Genomic DNA, 16,585 nt, shown 5'->3' with positions numbered 1-16,585 from the left:
AAGGCTATGACGAAAAACTTTCACATTTAATTAGTTAGCAAATTGACGAATTATGCGTTAAAATGATGGATATAAGAGGAGGTGGCTGGAATGGGTGGTATTGGTCCTATGAGCCTCATTATTATCGGAGTTGTGGCATTACTAATTTTTGGTCCTAAAAAATTACCAGAGCTTGGTAAGGCATTTGGTTCAACATTACGTGAATTCAAAAATGCTACAAAAGGATTGGCCGACGAAGACGATGATGATAAGAAAAAGAAAGAACTAGATAAATAAGTTAGGATGTTTGAGGAATGAATCCAAAAGATCTAACTATCATTGAGCATATAGAAGAATTAAGAAAACGGCTTTTTATAGTTGCCGTTTTCTTTGTTCTCGCTATGGCTGGTGGTTTTTTTGTTGCAAAACCACTTGTGAAATACATCCAATCTACAGGGGAATCCTATAATTTAGAGCTTCATGCTTTTGATGTAGTAACACCACTGTCTATTTATTTCCAAATTATTTTTTTAATTGCGTTTATTATTTCATCACCAATTTTAATGTATCAATTATGGGCATTTATTAGTCCGGGCTTAAGCGAAATAGAAAGAAAAGCAACTTTAAGCTATATACCATATTCGTTTTTACTATTTTTAGCAGGGTTATCTTTTTCATATTTTTTACTATTTCCTTATGTCATGACGTTTATGATGAATTTATCAAATGATTTAGAGATTCAGCAAACGATTGGTATACATGAGTATTTTACATTTTTATTTAAACTTACAATACCATTCGGTTTTTTATTCCAATTACCAATTGTTGTATTATTCTTTTCACGTATAGGAATATTAAGTCCTGATTTATTAATTCGTATTCGTAAATATTCATATTTTGCATTATTTGTATGTGCTGCAATTATTGCACCACCTGAATTGGCGTCGCATTTAATGGTGTCAGTTCCATTATTTATTCTTTACGAAATTAGTATTATGATTTCTCGAATTGGCTATAAAAAATACTTGAGATCAGAAGAGCTACGTCTAAAAGAGGAACAGGAAGCTGAGCAAAAACGCCTAGTTGAAGAGGCGCTTGAGCAGCAACGACGCCAAATAGAAGAATTTAATCAGCAGTAATGATAAAAGCTCGGTGCCTAAGTTTTTTGGCATCGAGCTTTTTCATCATATGATAGCTTTACAAAAATTTATTGCATTTTTTCTAGCTCTTCAAGAAACTTTTGTAGTGGTTCTGCATAGAATTGTATAAGTGTCACAAAACCGTTCAACATAATATGTGCGATAATTGAAGTCCAAATACGTTTTGTTTTGTGATATAAAAAGGCGAAAATTAAGCCACAAATCGTATAAAGCAGAATATGAGAAAAGTCGAAGTGTATAAGCGCAAAGAATATAGCACTGACAATAGCAGCTATCCAAAAATTTGTTGTTTGGACAAGTGATCCAAATATTACTCTGCGGAAGACAAACTCTTCTAAGATTGGGCCAAATACAACAATCGCTAATATAGCAATTGGAGCACCTTTAGCTAATGCAACAATATCCGCAGTATTTTGCGAGCCTCCTTCGATACCAAAAACAGTCATTTCAATAACAGCGCCAATCATTTGACCAAAGAATACGAGGAAGAAGCCGATAATTCCCCAGACGATTGTAAGAGGTATCGTTTCTTTTTTTCCTTGATAAATATTCCAAAAGTCTTTATCGCGAGAAGTTAGAATTAAGCTTAAAATAAGCGCAATGGCAAAGCTAAGGGCAATATACCAGCCTTGCGTAATAGGTGCAGCTTGTTCAGGGGATAGCTCTGTTATTTTTTGAACAAGTGCATGAAACGGTAAGAGCAACCATCTACCTGAAATTTGCATAAGGATATAGATGAGTAAAACGTACAGACCTGTTTTTTTATGTTTCTTCACTTTTTGAAAATTAGTCACAATCAAAATCCTTTCCATTCATATGCTTCATTTCTATTGTAGAGGAATATAGAAAGAAAACAAAATTTTTAGAGGTTCTGACTTGCAAAAAAAAGAGTGATTGATTATTATAATAAATGTGTTAGCACTCGTTGAGATTGAGTGCTAATAAAAACTTAATTATTATTTAATTAATAGGAGGTTGTTTCACTTGTTAAGACCACTAGGAGATCGTATTGTAATTGAACTAATCGAGGTAGAAGAAAAATCTGCATTCGGTATTGTGCTACCCGACTCGGCAAAAGAAAAACCACAAGAAGGTAAAGTTGTAGCAGTTGGGACAGGTCGTGTTTTAGAGAATGGACAACGTGTAGAGCTTGACGTTAAAGTTGACGACCGCATTATTTTCTCTAAATACGCTGGTACAGAAGTTAAATTTGAAGGTAATGAATACCTAATTTTACGCGAAAGCGATATTCTTGCAGTTATTGAATAAACCAATATTTTATGCACCTTTCGATAAGGTGAATGCTTACAGTCATTGTTCGCTTTATAACAATGTACAAGAAGCAAAAATTAATATAAACATATTGATGAAGCTTAACGAATATTCCATTTCAGGAGGGTAAATTCACATGGCAAAAGATATTAAATTTTCAGAAGACGCTCGTTCATTAATGCTACAAGGTGTAGATAAATTAGCAAATGCTGTAAAGGTAACATTAGGGCCAAAAGGGCGCAATGTTGTATTAGAAAAAAAATTCGGTTCACCACTTATTACAAATGATGGTGTAACAATTGCAAAAGAAATCGAGCTAGAAAACCCATATGAAAACATGGGAGCAAAATTAGTAGCTGAGGTTGCTTCTAAAACAAATGAAATCGCAGGTGACGGTACAACTACTGCAACAGTGTTAGCACAGGCAATCATTCGTGAAGGTTTGAAAAATGTTACAGCTGGTGCAAACCCTGTAGGTATCCGTAAAGGTATTGATAAAGCAGTTGCGGCTGCATTAACAGAATTACATGCCATTTCTCGCCCTGTAAGCAATAAAGAAGAAATTGCACAAGTTGCTGCTATTTCTGCTGCTGACGATGAAGTTGGACAACTTATTGCTGAAGCGATGGAACGTGTTGGTAACGATGGTGTTATTACAATTGAAGAATCTAAAGGCTTTACAACAGAGCTTGATGTAGTAGAGGGGATGCAATTTGACCGCGGCTACGCTTCACACTATATGGTAACAGATACAGATAAAATGGAAGCGGTTCTTGAAAACCCATATATTTTAATTACAGATAAAAAAATCACAAACATTCAAGAAGTATTACCATTATTAGAGCAAGTGGTACAACAAGGTCGTCCACTATTAATGATTGCTGAAGATGTTGAAGGTGAAGCACTTGCAACACTTGTTGTGAATAAGCTTCGTGGTACATTCAATGCTGTAGCAGTAAAAGCACCTGGCTTTGGTGATCGTCGTAAAGCAATGCTTGAAGATATCGCTATCCTAACTGGTGGTCAAGTGATTACAGAAGAATTAGGCTTAGACCTAAAATCAGCTGATATTTCTGCACTTGGTCGCGCAGCAAAAGTTGTTGTCACAAAAGACAACACAACAATTGTTGAAGGTGTAGGCGGTGCAGATGCTATCGAGGCACGTGTTGGTCAAATTCGTGCGCAACTTGCTGAAACTACTTCAGAGTTCGATAAAGAAAAATTACAAGAGCGTCTTGCAAAATTAGCAGGCGGTGTAGCAGTTATCAAAGTTGGTGCTGCAACAGAAACAGAGCTAAAAGAGCGCAAACTTCGCATTGAGGACGCATTGAACTCAACTCGTGCAGCAGTTGAAGAAGGTATCGTATCAGGTGGTGGTACTGCACTTCTTAACGTCTATGCAGCAGTGGAAAAAGCGGCTGAGTCAGTAGAAGGCGATGTAGCTACAGGTGTGAAAATCGTTCTACGTGCTTTAGAAGAGCCAGTTCGCCAAATCGCTAATAACGCTGGTCTAGAAGGTTCAATCATTGTAGATCGTTTAAAACGTGAGGAAATCGGTGTAGGCTTCAATGCAGCAACTGGCGAATGGGTAAATATGATGGAAGCAGGCGTAGTAGACCCAGCAAAAGTAACACGCTCAGCACTACAAAACGCAGCATCTGTAGCAGCTCTGTTCTTAACAACAGAGGCAGTGGTAGCAGATATTCCAGAACCAGCAGCACCAGCAATGCCAGATATGGGCGGCATGGGCGGTATGCCAGGAATGATGTAATTAATATCGAAAAAACGTTGATATATCAATGTTTGTAGATGTTGATTATTAGTTTATGCTATTTATAAATAGCTAAATTTTAGCCATTAGAGAATCGCCATTTGACGTTTCAACACTTCTTTTTAAGAAGTAGTGTGCTTTGCAATTAAAATATAGAGCAACTACCACTTCTCATGATTTTAAAAAATTATGAGAGGTGGTTTTTTTATACTTTAAAGATTCAGAAGAATAGCAATCGTTTGGTTTTTATGAACACAATTCACTTTAAGAATAAAACGTTTTTATTTTTCATTTTATATCACTTTTCGTCAAGATTCGCTAAATTAATTTTAATAAAGCGCTTTCAACAAGTGAAGAGGGGTGTTTGACAATGCTTGCTATTCTCGGTTTTGCCATGGTAGCTACATTTATGTATTTAATTATGAGCGGAAGGCTTTCCGCATTAATTGCACTTATGGTTGTACCAGCAGCGTTCGCTATTTTTGCTGGTTTTGGGTCTGATCTCGGTGAAATGGCACTTGAGGGGATTAAAAATCTAGCACCAACTGGTGTTATGCTGATGTTTGCCATCTTGTATTTTGGTATTATGATTGATGCTGGTTTATTTGACCCGGTTGTCAATAAGATTTTAAAGGCAGTAAAAGGTGATCCGATGAAAATTGTAGTCGGTACAGCTGTATTGGCGACAATTGTTTCTCTCGATGGTGATGGAACAACAACCTATATGATTACAATTTCTGCAATGCTTCCACTTTATCAACGTCTAAAGATGAATCCGCTTATTTTGCCAGCTGTTGCGTTAATGGCTGTAGGCGTAACGAATTTAACACCATGGGGAGGACCAACTGCACGAGCAGCTAGTGCCTTAAGCCTTGATATGCATGAGCTGTTTAATCCATTAATTCCAGTTATGGTTTGTGGTGCTATATGGGTGCTGCTTGCTGCTTACTGGATGGGTAGAATGGAGCGAAAACGCCTTGGCGTTTTATCACTAGAAGCCATTCAGGTATCTGCTGGAGGACAAAATTATGCGGAGGTTTTAGGTGAAACGGCTGCATCCGAGGAAGATGCAGCATGGAAACGTCCGAAGCTACTATGGGTAAATCTTATTTTAACTATTATTCTTATGGTATTGCTTATTTTAGGTGTTATGCCATTAGCCATTCTTTTTATGCTTGCATTTGCTGTCGCAATCACAATCAATTATCCGAATGTCATGCATCAAAAAGAGCGAATTGCCGCACATGCTGGCAATGTCTTGGCAGTTGTATCGCTTGTTTTTGCAGCGGGAATTTTTACAGGTATTTTATCTGGTACTGAAATGGTAGACGCAATGGCCAAGAGTCTTGTTGCTATTATTCCTGATTCAATGGGACCTCATTTGCCGGTTATTACAGCTATTACAAGTATGCCATTCACATTCTTTATGTCGAATGATGCTTACTATTTTGGTGTACTGCCTATTATTGCAGAGGCTGCATCTAATTATGGTATTAGTGCAGTAGAGCTTGGGCGTGCATCTTTACTTGGACAACCTGTGCATTTATTGAGTCCACTTGTTGCATCCACATATTTACTTGTTGGTATGGCAAAAGTTGATTTCGGTCAGTATCAGCGTTTTACGATTTTATGGACGATTGGTACATCCATCGTTATGACGATTGTCGCAGTGCTATTTGGTGTTATTTCACTTTAATCAATTATTCCCGAACTTTTTATATTCGGGAATTTTTCTTTTATTTCGATAAATTTTTTCGTACAATCTAGTATAAAGCAAATAAGATAAGGGGTCTTCATGAGCAAAAAAACGATTACATTGCGGACAAAAATTTTTATTCTCGTGTTTTCATTGCTTTTTTTTATTGTAGCTGGTATGTCTGTTGTTTTTTACTCAATTCAAGCAAGTGAAACGTCTGAGCAGGCTGAAAAGCTGTCATTGCAAACCGCACAAACATTATCTTTTATGCCAGAAACGATTGCTTTTTTAAATGGAAATTCAGAACAAGACACTCTCCAGTCTATTGTGGAACAAATACGAAAACGTACTGACGCACAATCAATTACGATTGCAGGGCAAAATGGAGCTATACTCTCGACTCATGAAGCAGCGCTGGCTTTACAAGCATCAGACAGTCGTGCTCTGATATATGGTGGAACGTATATCGTTGAAGAGCAGGGGACAGATGGGGAGTCAATCATTGGTAAAGCACCTGTTTTGTATGCAGTGGGAAACTCAGCGGAAGTAGTTGGTACTGTTTCCGTTGAATTTTCAAAGCAGTCGATTGCAGTTCAAACAGCTTCGCAAATGAGCGATATTTTAATCGCGGCTGCTGTCGCTCTTTTAGCAGGAGTGGTTGGTGGGCTCTGGCTAACAAAAAGTATTCTGGCGGATACACTTGGCTTTGAGCCAGTGAAAATAGCTGCTATGTATAAGCGGACCATTGATGAAATGCGCCTCTATTCAGATGAGTTACGCGCTCAAACACATGAGTTTATGAATAAATTGTATGTGCTCTCTGGTCTTTTACAGCTAAATCGCCATGATGCTGCACTTGACTTTATTCAGAAAGAAGTGGACAGCATTACCGTACACCAGCATATTGTCTTTAAGCAGATTAAAGATGATTTTATTCAGGCGGTTTTGCTTGGAAAAACAGCAAAGGCATCTGAGCGTAAAATTGCTTTTTCCATTGAATCAGAAAGTACGTTAACAGCAATACCATCAAATGTGGATGTCCATTTATTACTGACAGTAATTAGCAATCTTATTGACAATGCATTTGACGCAGTAAAGGATGTGGAGGACCCCTATGTTTCTTTGCTAATAACAGATGCCAGCCCAACGCTCATTATTGAAGTAGCTGACAATGGATATGGTATTGATGAAAATACAGTTCAGTTGTTATTTGAAAAAGGTTGGTCAATAAAAGGAGAGCATCGTGGCTATGGCTTGTTTAATGTTAAAGAAGCAGTTGATTCTTTTGGAGGTATGATTGATGTGTTAGCAAATGAACCAAACGGAACGATTTTCACTATTTATATTCCTAAAAAGGGGGAATCATAACGTGATACGTGTTGCTATTGCTGAGGATGATTTTCGTATTGCTAATATACAGGAAGGCTTTTTGCAGCAGCTAGAAGGATTTACACTTGTCTGGAAAGCATTGAATGGGGCAGAGCTACTGGCACAACTTGAACAAGAGCCAGTGGATATACTGCTCTTGGATATTTATATGCCTGATCAACTCGGGACAGAGCTACTGCCGATTATAAAAGAACGATTTCCACAGGTAGATATTATTATGATTACGGCGGCTTCTGAAAAAGAAATGCTTCAGGAAGCTCTACGTTATGGTGTTTTTCACTATTTAATCAAACCAGTATCACTTCAAAAATTCACATCGGTGTTAATGAATTATAAAAAGAAAAAGCAGCTTTTGTCCGAAACGAGCCATGTTACCCAAGAGGTGGTTGATGCCTATTTTTCAGAAGCAGGATCACCCACTTTCTCCAATGCTTCACTTCCGACTGGGATTGATGGTGTCACACTTACACGTGTTTCGGATTTGATGAAAACAACTGAGTCAGGTATCTCTATTGAAGAAATGGGTGCAAAAATGGGTGCCTCTCGAACAACCGCTCGCCGGTATCTCGAATATTTGGTCACAATAGGCTTCTGTCGCGTGGAGCATGAATATGGTATTGTTGGACGTCCAGAGCGCCGTTATTTCAAAGTATAGTTTTTAGTAATAGGAAGGGGAAGGGAATTGCTGAAAAAGTTAATGATTTGCCTATTTGTTGTTTTTTTAGCTGGTTGTATTCCATCCAATCCACCCCTTTCAGAAAGAGAGTTGACGCTTATCGTTCCTGGTGCTCCAGCTGGTGGCTGGGATGCCCTTGCGACTTCTATTAAAACAGTAATTGAAAAAGAGCAGCTTATAGATGGCAACGTAAAGATTGTTTATGAAGAGGGGAACGGCGGGGAGGAAGGATGGCTACGCTTAAATGAATCTTCTAGTAGCACCATTGCGATGACATCTAGTCTTTTGCTAACAAATGAGCTACTTGGACATAGCAAGCTACATTACGAAGATTTTACGCCATTAGCGACGATGGCAAGCGAATGGCAGGCAGTCGTTGTAGCTAATCACTCTGCCATTACGTCTATTAATGATTTAATGCAAAAGCTAAAAAATGAGCCAGCTCGTTATCCAATTGGCATTGAGCCGCAGTTTGGAAATGATGATCAAATTGCGTTTATCCAAGCAGCTCGTACACGACAGATTTCAGCGGCATCCTTGCGTTTCTTCCGCTATGCAAATGCTGATAATTTGTTGGCAGCTCTGCAGTCAGGAGAGATTGTAGCGGCATCTCTTTCCTCCTCCCAATCAGAGATGTTCGCCGAAAATAAGCAAATACGTATTATTGCGATTTCGTCACCTGAACGCCTCAATCGCTTTCCTAACGTTCCAACATGGAAGGAAGAAGGAATTGATATTGTATTTCCACATTGGCGAGGGATAGTAGGGCCAGGGAATATGAGTGAAACGGAGAAAGAGCAATGGAGTCATTTGTTAACAAAGGTTCAAGCATCCCCTGTATGGGAGCAGGAACTGCAAAAGCATAACTGGACTGGCTTTTACAAAAATAGCGAGGAAACTGCTGTATTTTTAGATAATGAATACCGGAAATATCACCGTATCATGCAACAAAAATAAGCTTCTTTCCAATAGAAGAAGGGCTGTGCAAAAGATTTTCATTTTGTACAGCCCTTTAATTGTATATTCCATTACAATTGACAGCAACGTGTTCAGGTACTAATTTTCCACAGCTATGACTTCAAAACTATGTTAAATTGTAAGCACATATTTTGTCATTGATCCAAAATTATAGTTTAGTTGTTTAGATTTCAGCCGAATAATACATTAAGATACTCTTTTATAAGAAAAGGAGGAGGACAGATGCGGATTGAAGCTAGCGGTTATTCCAAATTTTCTGCTGATCAAGTTGAGGCATTAAAGCAGGCAATGGCTGATGACAAACAATTAAAGAAGCAGCGGGAGCGAGAGCAGGAGTTAAAAAGACAGGAGCAGATGGCAGAGCAGCTAAAGCGAGAAACTGAGGCTGCTAAAAAGCGGATGGAGGACGAAAAAAATGCATTAAAAACTTATGTAACCTGCTTGGAAATTGCGAGGCGTATTACAGCAGGTGATAAAGTCCCAACAAAAGATCATAAATTTTTATTAGAGCATGATCCAGCCCTTTATGGTAAAGCATTAACATTGCGTATAGCGAAAGAAAATCCAGAGGAGCATAAGCAATTATCTGAGGATGAGGATCAGCAGACATCTTCATCCAGCGAAACCAGTGCTGGTGACAATGAGCCCCTTCAGCAGGATATTTCTAATGTAGCTATAGATATAAAAATTTAAGATATAATAATGGCAGATTGTGAATAATAGTCTTAGATATTTATAAAATAGTAGCTAGTTCTTAAATAGATCATTTAAGAGCTGGCTTTTTTTATGGAAAAAAATTTTCTTATTGTTTTTCAAGAGATTATCACTTACAATACAAAATGATAATGATAATCGTTATCAACTATATTTATATAATAGAGGTGGAATCTTGGATAAACAGGAAGTTAGCAGAATAGGGATGGGCAATATTTATTACGTTATTATTTTGCTATTAATAGGCTCCATTATAATATCTGCCGTTTATTCTGTATCAATAGGACAAGTTAGCATTCCATTTAAGCAATCAATGGACATCTTGCTGCATGCTCTATCAAATGGGAAGCTTGGCTCGCTTGATAGCGTAGAGAGTGAATCCTACTTGAATATTATTTTACAGGTCAGAATGCCACGAGTAGTTTTTGCATTGCTTATCGGTATTGGGCTTGCACTATGTGGAACGGTGATGCAGGCAGTTGTACAAAATCCTCTTGCTGACCCATACATACTTGGTATTTCTTCAGGAGCCTCATTAGGAGCAACATTTGCTATTCTTGTGGGCTTTGGTAGTAGTGCATTACTAGCGCAGTTTGGGGTAGCCTTTGGTGCATTTGCAGGGGCGATGATTACCTCTATGGCAGTGCTTATTTTATCGAGCATTGGCGGTAAAGCAACATCGGTAAAGCTTGTACTATCAGGGGTTGTGATTGGAGCTTTATGTAGTTCATTTTCAAGTCTTATTATCTTTTTTGCAAACAATGCGGAAGGAATTAAAACTGTTACGTTTTGGTCTATGGGGAGCTTAGCCTCTGCAAGCTGGGACAAAACACCAATTTTAACCATTGTTATTGTGCTAGGAGCGGGCTTATTCCTTTTCCAGCATCGTGTGCTAAACACAATGCTACTTGGGGATGAATCAGCGATTACATTAGGCATTAATTTAAGTGCTTATCGTAAATTATATATGATTCTTACCTCGCTTATTACAGGAACGATGGTCGCTTATGCAGGTATGATCGGTTTTGTTGGTTTAATTATTCCACATATCACAAGAGGTATTTTCGGGGCAGATCACAAACGATTAATGTTAGGAACATTACTGCTTGGAGGTCTTTTCATGATTTGGGCTGATATTCTGTCTAGAACATTAATCCAAAATGTGGAATTACCGATTGGTATTATTACTTCTGTCATTGGGTCACCATTATTTATCTATATGATTGTAAAAAAAGGTTACAACTTCGGAGGGTAGAACAATGGAATTAGTAGCAAAGGAAATAGAAGTAAAGATTGGCAAAAAGGAAATTGTAAAAAATATATCTATTCATGTGAATAAGCAGCAATTTGTAGGCTTAATCGGACCAAATGGATGCGGAAAATCGACTTTATTAAAAAGTATTTATAAAAGTCTAGTGCCACAAAAAGGGATGGTCTTTTTAGATAATTTAGATGTTTTAAAAAGCCCCGAAAAAAAGATTTCTCAGCATTTAGGTGTGGTGGGGCAATTTAATGAAATGCACTTTGACTTAACTGTGCAGCAAATGGTGATGTTAGGCAGAACACCTCATAAAAAAATGCTAGAGTCAGATAACCAAAAGGATTTTGACATCGTAGAAGAGGCATTGACAAGAACGAACTTACAATCTTATAGAGAGCGCAGTTTTCTGTCACTATCTGGTGGTGAAAAGCAAAGGGTTATTTTAGCTAGAACGATTGCCCAGCAGCCTAAATTTATGATTTTGGATGAACCAACAAATCATTTAGATATTCGTTATCAAATTGAAATACTATCCTGTGTAAAAAGTTTAAACATCGGTGTTTTAGCAGCTCTTCATGATCTAGAAATGGCAGCACATTACTGTGATTATCTTTATGCAGTAAAAGATGGTGAAATCTATGCACATGGTACACCCCAAGAAGTTTTAACACCAGAAACAATAGAAGCTTTATATCATATCAAATGTCAAACGTTTACTAATCCGGTGACAAATGGATTAGGCTTTGCATATGGACTGTAGGAGGAAAAACATGAAGAAAAAATTATTATTAGGAATTGGTTTAGCAGCTTTATTAACATTAACAGCCTGCGGTAACACATCAAAAGATACAGCTGAGGAATCACAAACAAAAGAGCATTATCCACTGACAATTGAGAACTTTACAAAGGCTGAAGGTGGATCAACATGGGGAAAGAAAGATCAAGTATTTGATAAAGCACCAGAAAGAATTATGGCAAATACACGCCCAGCTGCAGAATTATTATTACATTTAGGATTAGGCGATAAAATCGTTGGTGTTGGTGCAAACTTTGGTGCAGTTGATAAAGCTGTTGAAGAAGAGTATGCTAAGCTAAATATTTTAAGTGATGAATATGTTGGGAAAGAGGTTACATTAGGTACTGATCCTGATTTAGTATTTGGTCGTGGTGGCTTATTTGATAATGCTGAATGGGGAGTAGGGACAGTAGATTCGCTTAATGAAATGGGTGTAAAAACATATGTTTTAGAGTCATCCGTAACAGGCGGCACATATGATTCTATTTATAAAGATATAAAGAATATTGGTGAAATTTTTAATGTTCAAGACAAAGCAGATAGCTTTATTAAAGAATTAAAAGGTCGACAACAAGATATTTCCTCAAAATTAGAAAGTATAAAAGAAGAAAAAACATTTGCCTATCTGCATACAAATGATCCAAAGGAGCTTTTTGTTTATCCAGCACACGATGAAACATTCTTTAATGATGCTTTCAAAATGGTGAAGCTAGATAATATTTTCAAAGACGAAACGGGTGATGTCAGTGTTGAAACATTAATTGCAGTGGACCCAGATGTATTAATTTTGCCGAATTGGGACGGCTCTGATTTAACAAACGTACGTGAAGAAATCTATGCAAATCCTAAGCTTTCAAGCATGAAGGCTATTAAAAATAAACAAATCTATATTGTCGATTACAATTATATGTTTGGCTACGGCTATAACACAATTGATGGAATGGAAGCATTAGCAAAAGAAATGTATCCAGATTTATTTAAATAATTGATAAAAGAGCTGCTCCGATAGGTTTATGGAGCAGCTCTTTGTAGGAGCTGATATTTATGTAAGATGGTGGTGTTAACAGTCATTGCTTTATTGTTCCAGCAGATCGTTACGGGATGCTGCGGGTCAAGGTACGATAAATACGTTGAAAGGTCTTTTCTTGTTTTTTGAATATCTATTGTTCTGAGCAAATGGGGTGATTGGACAGGAAAGAGCCCTGTTTTAAAAAGAGCCTCTTTTAATGTCCAAAGCTCATAAAAAACGTGTGGAGGCTTATGATGAATTAGCTGCCATTCTTCCTCAGTTAGTGCATACTGCATTACATCTTGGCTTATAGGTTTTATCTCCTCAACATCAATTCCTACGCGCCCTTCCATCGCTAAGGCTAGAACAATCCAGTCACCAGAATGAGAAAGGTTAAAATCACCTTGCCAAAGCTTGTCTATAATATATGGGCGACCATATGTATTTTGTACAATATGGAATGCTGATTCATCAATGAACGGCTGTAATGCCCATTTAATTAGTGTATGGCCAAGCAATGCTCTTTGCCGATCCTGCCAGAGCCTATAGTGCATAATTTTTTGCTGAATATCAGAGGGAAGCGCTCTAAACAGCGTTTCCCATTCTGCTGATGTTAAAGGTGTGCCTAAAGGTAGTGCAAATAGTTGTATCGGATGTGCTATCATGTGACTGACATATGCTTTGGCCTAGGGAAGTAGCCTGCATCTATACCGTATTGAATCATTTGATAAATAAAGGCAGCATTTGGCACTGCACATTGAATGTTTGTTTGTGCTAGAAATTCGGTTGTTTTTTGGCAATTAAAGATAAATGGGGAATCACTAGGACCATCACCTTCTAGCTGTGCAATGGCTAATGATAAATATTCCTGTATTGCTTCAGCGTGCTCACTATGCAATAGCCAGTTTGTATAATCTGCTGCGGGCATCATTGTTACATGATAGCCAAGCTCTTTAATAATAGCGATAAATTCTACATAAGTCAGCGCTACAGGGTTGCATAAATGGAAGATATGTCCATTTGCTGCTGGTTGGCTAGCTAAGGCTACAAGTGCTTGGCTAGCATAATCAATTGGTGTGAAGTCAATATGCCACTGTGCAGTAGGTGCATTACCCAGGTAAAGCATAGCTTTAATCATACGATAAAAGGCATTATCATCCATATTACGCTGGAATTTGCCTGTTTTAGAATGACAGCTTAAATTGCCAACACGATAAATTGAAACAGGGATAGCATCATTGACAGCAAGGCGCACAAGGTTTTCTGCCTCTAGCTTACTTTGTGTATAAACATTGGCAAGCTTTCCATGATAATTAAAGTTACCTTGTGCTTCATGTTCTCCCCATTGAATAGCGGCAAGTTCCTCTGGTATACCCATTGTGGATACATAATGGAAATGAATGCCCTGTTTTTGTTTGGCTAGCTCTAGCAAATAACGAGTGCCATTGACATTGACATCATGAAAATGTGCAGTTGCTCCAAAATGGCGTACATCTGCTCCACAATGAATAATAGCATCAATTTCTTTCATAAGCATATGCTCATCTTTATTGGATAGGTGTAGCTTAGGTTTTCCTAAATCACCTTGTACAACTGTTACTCGCTCTTGCAGAAGTGAAGTGATTGTATCACCGAAATAAAATTGCATACTGTCCAATAGCTTAAGTTCAAGCGCTGTATGTGCGCTTGGTCGAATTAAACAATAAATATGTGTATTGGTTGTTGTGAGCAGTTCGTATAGCACGTGGCTGCCTAAATATCCTGTTGCACCTGTTAATAAAACGCTCTGCATTGGCAGTGGTGTTACAGTTTGCGAAATTGGGAGAGGGCTTGGCTCCATTAATTCTTTTATTGTGAGATTTGTTGGCTGTGACTGTATGTCAGCAGCTTCAGGCTGGTAGCTACAAATATATTGATCGAGCTCTGCAATAGTTTGGTGTTGGAAGAAATCTTGAATTTTTAAAAATGGTATATGCTTTTTCACCTGTACAAGAATTTCGAGTATCTTTAAGGAATGACCACCAATATGGAAGAAATTATCGTGAATGCCGATTGGTTTAATGGCAAGCACATGCTCCCATGCAGCGATGAGCATACGCTGTGTATCATTTTCAGGCGCTATATATGGCTGGCTGCGAGATAATGCTACTTCAAGTGTAGTTAATTGCTTACGATCAATTTTTCCAGTTGGAGATAATGGCATTTCTGACAGCTTTATTAATCGTTCTGGAACCATATAATCAGGTAAAAATGCTGCTATATAATTCTTTAACACAGCCTCATCTAGCTGGGTGCTACTAGCTGTTGTGTAATAGCCAAATAAATGATTATTACCATCAGCCATTTTTTTAGCAATAATGATAGCTTCTTGAATGTTAGGATGATGGCTTAAAATTGTTTCAATTTCCCCAAGCTCAATACGGAATCCTCGTACTTTAATTTGAGAATCTTTACGTCCAACAAATTCAATCACACCACTAGACAATAAACGGACTAAATCACCTGTGCGATACATTTTTTGGTCTGGCTTAAATAGATGGGGCACAAAAACCTCAGCCGTTTTTTCAGGCTGATGTAAATAACCTGCCGCTAGTCCAGCACCTGCAATATATAATTCACCGATTTCATTAATAGGACAGAGCTGTTCTTCAGTATTCACAACATACATTTCATAATTGGCAATAGGCTTACCAATAGGAATGCTTGATTGTATATCTGTTAGCGGGCTTGTTATTTTATAGTATGAGGACAATACCGTACATTCAGTTGGCCCATAAACATTAATAATTTCCGTTGATAGCCCGAATTTATCCTGCCATTTTTGTACAATAGCAGGCATTAGTGCTTCTCCACCTACAGATAAATAGCGAAGTGTTGTTAATTTCTCGCGGTATTCAGCAGGTAAATATGTAGCTAGCTGTGTAAAGAAAGCATTTGGTACAGTAGCAGTTGTGACCTTTTCGCGCGCAATCATATCCGCAAATGCCTCAATGGATAAACGCTCTTCGCTTGTTAGCATATGTAGTCTTGCTCCTGAAAAGAAGGCAGTAAACGTTTCTGTAACAGAAGGGTCGAAGCTGTAAGAGATAAACTGTGAATAAACATCTTCTTTAGTAGCATGATAGATTCTTTGATTGTCTGTTATTAAATTAATCACTGCACTATGCTTTAGCATGACACCCTTAGGCTTACCTGTTGAACCAGATGTGTAAATAATATAGGCTAAATCACTTGGAAGTATGTCAATATGTAAATCTTCCTTAGAAAAATCAGCTTTCATCTCATTAATGGTCAATACGGTGTGCGATTGGACATCATTATGTATAAAATCATTTAGTAATTCAGTATACTCACCTTTTGTCATAATAAATGATGCGCCTGTATCATTTAAAAGGTATTGACAACGTTCTTTTGGATAGCTTGGATCAATTGGAACATAAACACCGCCAGCTTTTAAAATGGCTAATAAACTAACGATGGTTTCCTTACTGCGTTCCATAAAAATAGCAACATAGTTTCCCTTTTGTAGTCCATTGGCAACTAACATATGAGCAATTTGATTGGATTGTTCATTTAGCTGGCGATAAGTTATCATCCCATCTTCAAAGGATAATGCGATACGATCGGCAAATTGCTGTGCTGCTTGATAAAATACTTTAGGGATGGATGCTGTTTTATCATAATCGGCATTTGTTTGATTTAATAGTTGATAAGCTAGTAAATCTTCTTGATGCAATAGTTGTGTACGATTGGATGGTAGAGCCCGTTGCTCAGAAAGCTGTGATGTAAATAAATCAAATTCTTGTTTTATATTCAATCATGACAACTCCTAGTTTAGAAAAGGGCAGTCACTTATAAAGGGGCACTGAAGCACTCCTTATAAT

General features: G+C 37.7%; 15 protein-coding genes. 12 read left to right on the top strand and 3 right to left on the bottom strand.

The features are described from left to right. The first annotated feature begins 90 nt into the window (after nt 1-90). Entirely contained in the window at nt 91-276 is a 186-nt protein-coding gene (locus MHB42_RS18005) for a twin-arginine translocase TatA/TatE family subunit (protein WP_008176991.1), read from the top strand. A 17-nt stretch (nt 277-293) separates the two neighbouring features. Continuing rightward, nucleotides 294-1,118, top strand: a complete 825-nt coding sequence (tatC, locus tag MHB42_RS18000) for a twin-arginine translocase subunit TatC (RefSeq protein ID WP_340807871.1) — start codon at nt 294-296, stop codon at nt 1,116-1,118. 68 nt (nt 1,119-1,186) lie between these two features. Here tatC and MHB42_RS17995 read toward each other — a convergent pair whose 3' ends face one another. Further along, on the bottom strand, nt 1,187-1,951 hold the full coding sequence (locus MHB42_RS17995; RefSeq protein ID WP_340807869.1) for a CPBP family intramembrane glutamic endopeptidase: 765 nt from the start codon (nt 1,949-1,951) through the stop codon (nt 1,187-1,189). Nucleotides 1,952-2,123: 172 nt separating this feature from the next. Between MHB42_RS17995 and groES the strand changes: the two genes are divergently transcribed. From groES to MHB42_RS17945, 10 genes are all read left to right on the top strand, one after another. Then, nucleotides 2,124-2,408, top strand: coding sequence for a co-chaperone GroES (gene groES, locus MHB42_RS17990; protein WP_340807868.1), 285 nt, complete (start codon nt 2,124-2,126; stop codon nt 2,406-2,408). Nucleotides 2,409-2,547: 139 nt separating this feature from the next. Next, a complete protein-coding gene (gene groL, locus MHB42_RS17985; protein WP_340807866.1) occupies nt 2,548-4,182 on the top strand; it encodes a chaperonin GroEL in 1,635 nt (544 codons plus the stop codon). 370 nt (nt 4,183-4,552) lie between these two features. Continuing rightward, on the top strand, nt 4,553-5,878 hold the full coding sequence (locus MHB42_RS17980; protein ID WP_340807865.1) for a CitMHS family transporter: 1,326 nt from the start codon (nt 4,553-4,555) through the stop codon (nt 5,876-5,878). Nucleotides 5,879-5,977: 99 nt separating this feature from the next. Then, nucleotides 5,978-7,246, top strand: coding sequence for a sensor histidine kinase (locus MHB42_RS17975; RefSeq protein WP_340807863.1), 1,269 nt, complete (start codon nt 5,978-5,980; stop codon nt 7,244-7,246). A gap of 1 nt (nt 7,247) precedes the next feature. Next, on the top strand, nt 7,248-7,922 hold the full coding sequence (locus MHB42_RS17970) for a response regulator (protein ID WP_340807862.1): 675 nt from the start codon (nt 7,248-7,250) through the stop codon (nt 7,920-7,922). 27 nt (nt 7,923-7,949) lie between these two features. Further along, the gene (locus MHB42_RS17965) at nt 7,950-8,900 is read left to right on the top strand and encodes a tripartite tricarboxylate transporter substrate-binding protein (protein WP_340807861.1); all 951 of its coding nucleotides are present in this window, start codon (nt 7,950-7,952) and stop codon (nt 8,898-8,900) included. A gap of 243 nt (nt 8,901-9,143) precedes the next feature. Beyond that, on the top strand, nt 9,144-9,614 hold the full coding sequence (locus tag MHB42_RS17960; protein WP_340807860.1) for a hypothetical protein: 471 nt from the start codon (nt 9,144-9,146) through the stop codon (nt 9,612-9,614). Nucleotides 9,615-9,840: 226 nt separating this feature from the next. Beyond that, nucleotides 9,841-10,890 carry a FecCD family ABC transporter permease gene (locus MHB42_RS17955; RefSeq protein WP_445299995.1) on the top strand — a complete coding sequence of 350 codons (1,050 nt, stop codon included), beginning with the start codon at nt 9,841-9,843 and terminating at the stop codon, nt 10,888-10,890. Nucleotides 10,891-10,894: 4 nt separating this feature from the next. Then, a complete protein-coding gene (locus MHB42_RS17950) occupies nt 10,895-11,656 on the top strand; it encodes an ABC transporter ATP-binding protein (RefSeq protein WP_340807857.1) in 762 nt (253 codons plus the stop codon). A gap of 10 nt (nt 11,657-11,666) precedes the next feature. After that, nucleotides 11,667-12,677 carry an ABC transporter substrate-binding protein gene (locus MHB42_RS17945; protein ID WP_340807855.1) on the top strand — a complete coding sequence of 337 codons (1,011 nt, stop codon included), beginning with the start codon at nt 11,667-11,669 and terminating at the stop codon, nt 12,675-12,677. A 26-nt stretch (nt 12,678-12,703) separates the two neighbouring features. On the opposite strand, the gene MHB42_RS17940 is transcribed toward MHB42_RS17945, so the two are convergent. Together MHB42_RS17940 and MHB42_RS17935 are read right to left on the bottom strand one after the other, a co-directional pair. Next, nucleotides 12,704-13,366: a 4'-phosphopantetheinyl transferase family protein gene (locus MHB42_RS17940; RefSeq protein ID WP_340807854.1), complete on the bottom strand. Its 663-nt coding sequence runs from the start codon at nt 13,364-13,366 to the stop codon at nt 12,704-12,706. Beyond that, nucleotides 13,363-16,518 carry an amino acid adenylation domain-containing protein gene (locus MHB42_RS17935; protein ID WP_340807852.1) on the bottom strand — a complete coding sequence of 1,052 codons (3,156 nt, stop codon included), beginning with the start codon at nt 16,516-16,518 and terminating at the stop codon, nt 13,363-13,365. The genes MHB42_RS17940 and MHB42_RS17935 overlap by 4 nt, the downstream gene beginning before the upstream one ends. Nucleotides 16,519-16,585: the final 67 nt, after the last annotated feature.

The sequence above is a fragment of the Lysinibacillus sp. FSL K6-0232 genome, assembly GCF_038008325.1.
Taxonomy (GTDB): domain Bacteria; phylum Bacillota; class Bacilli; order Bacillales_A; family Planococcaceae; genus Lysinibacillus.
This window is presented reverse-complemented; position numbering and strand designations above follow the sequence as displayed.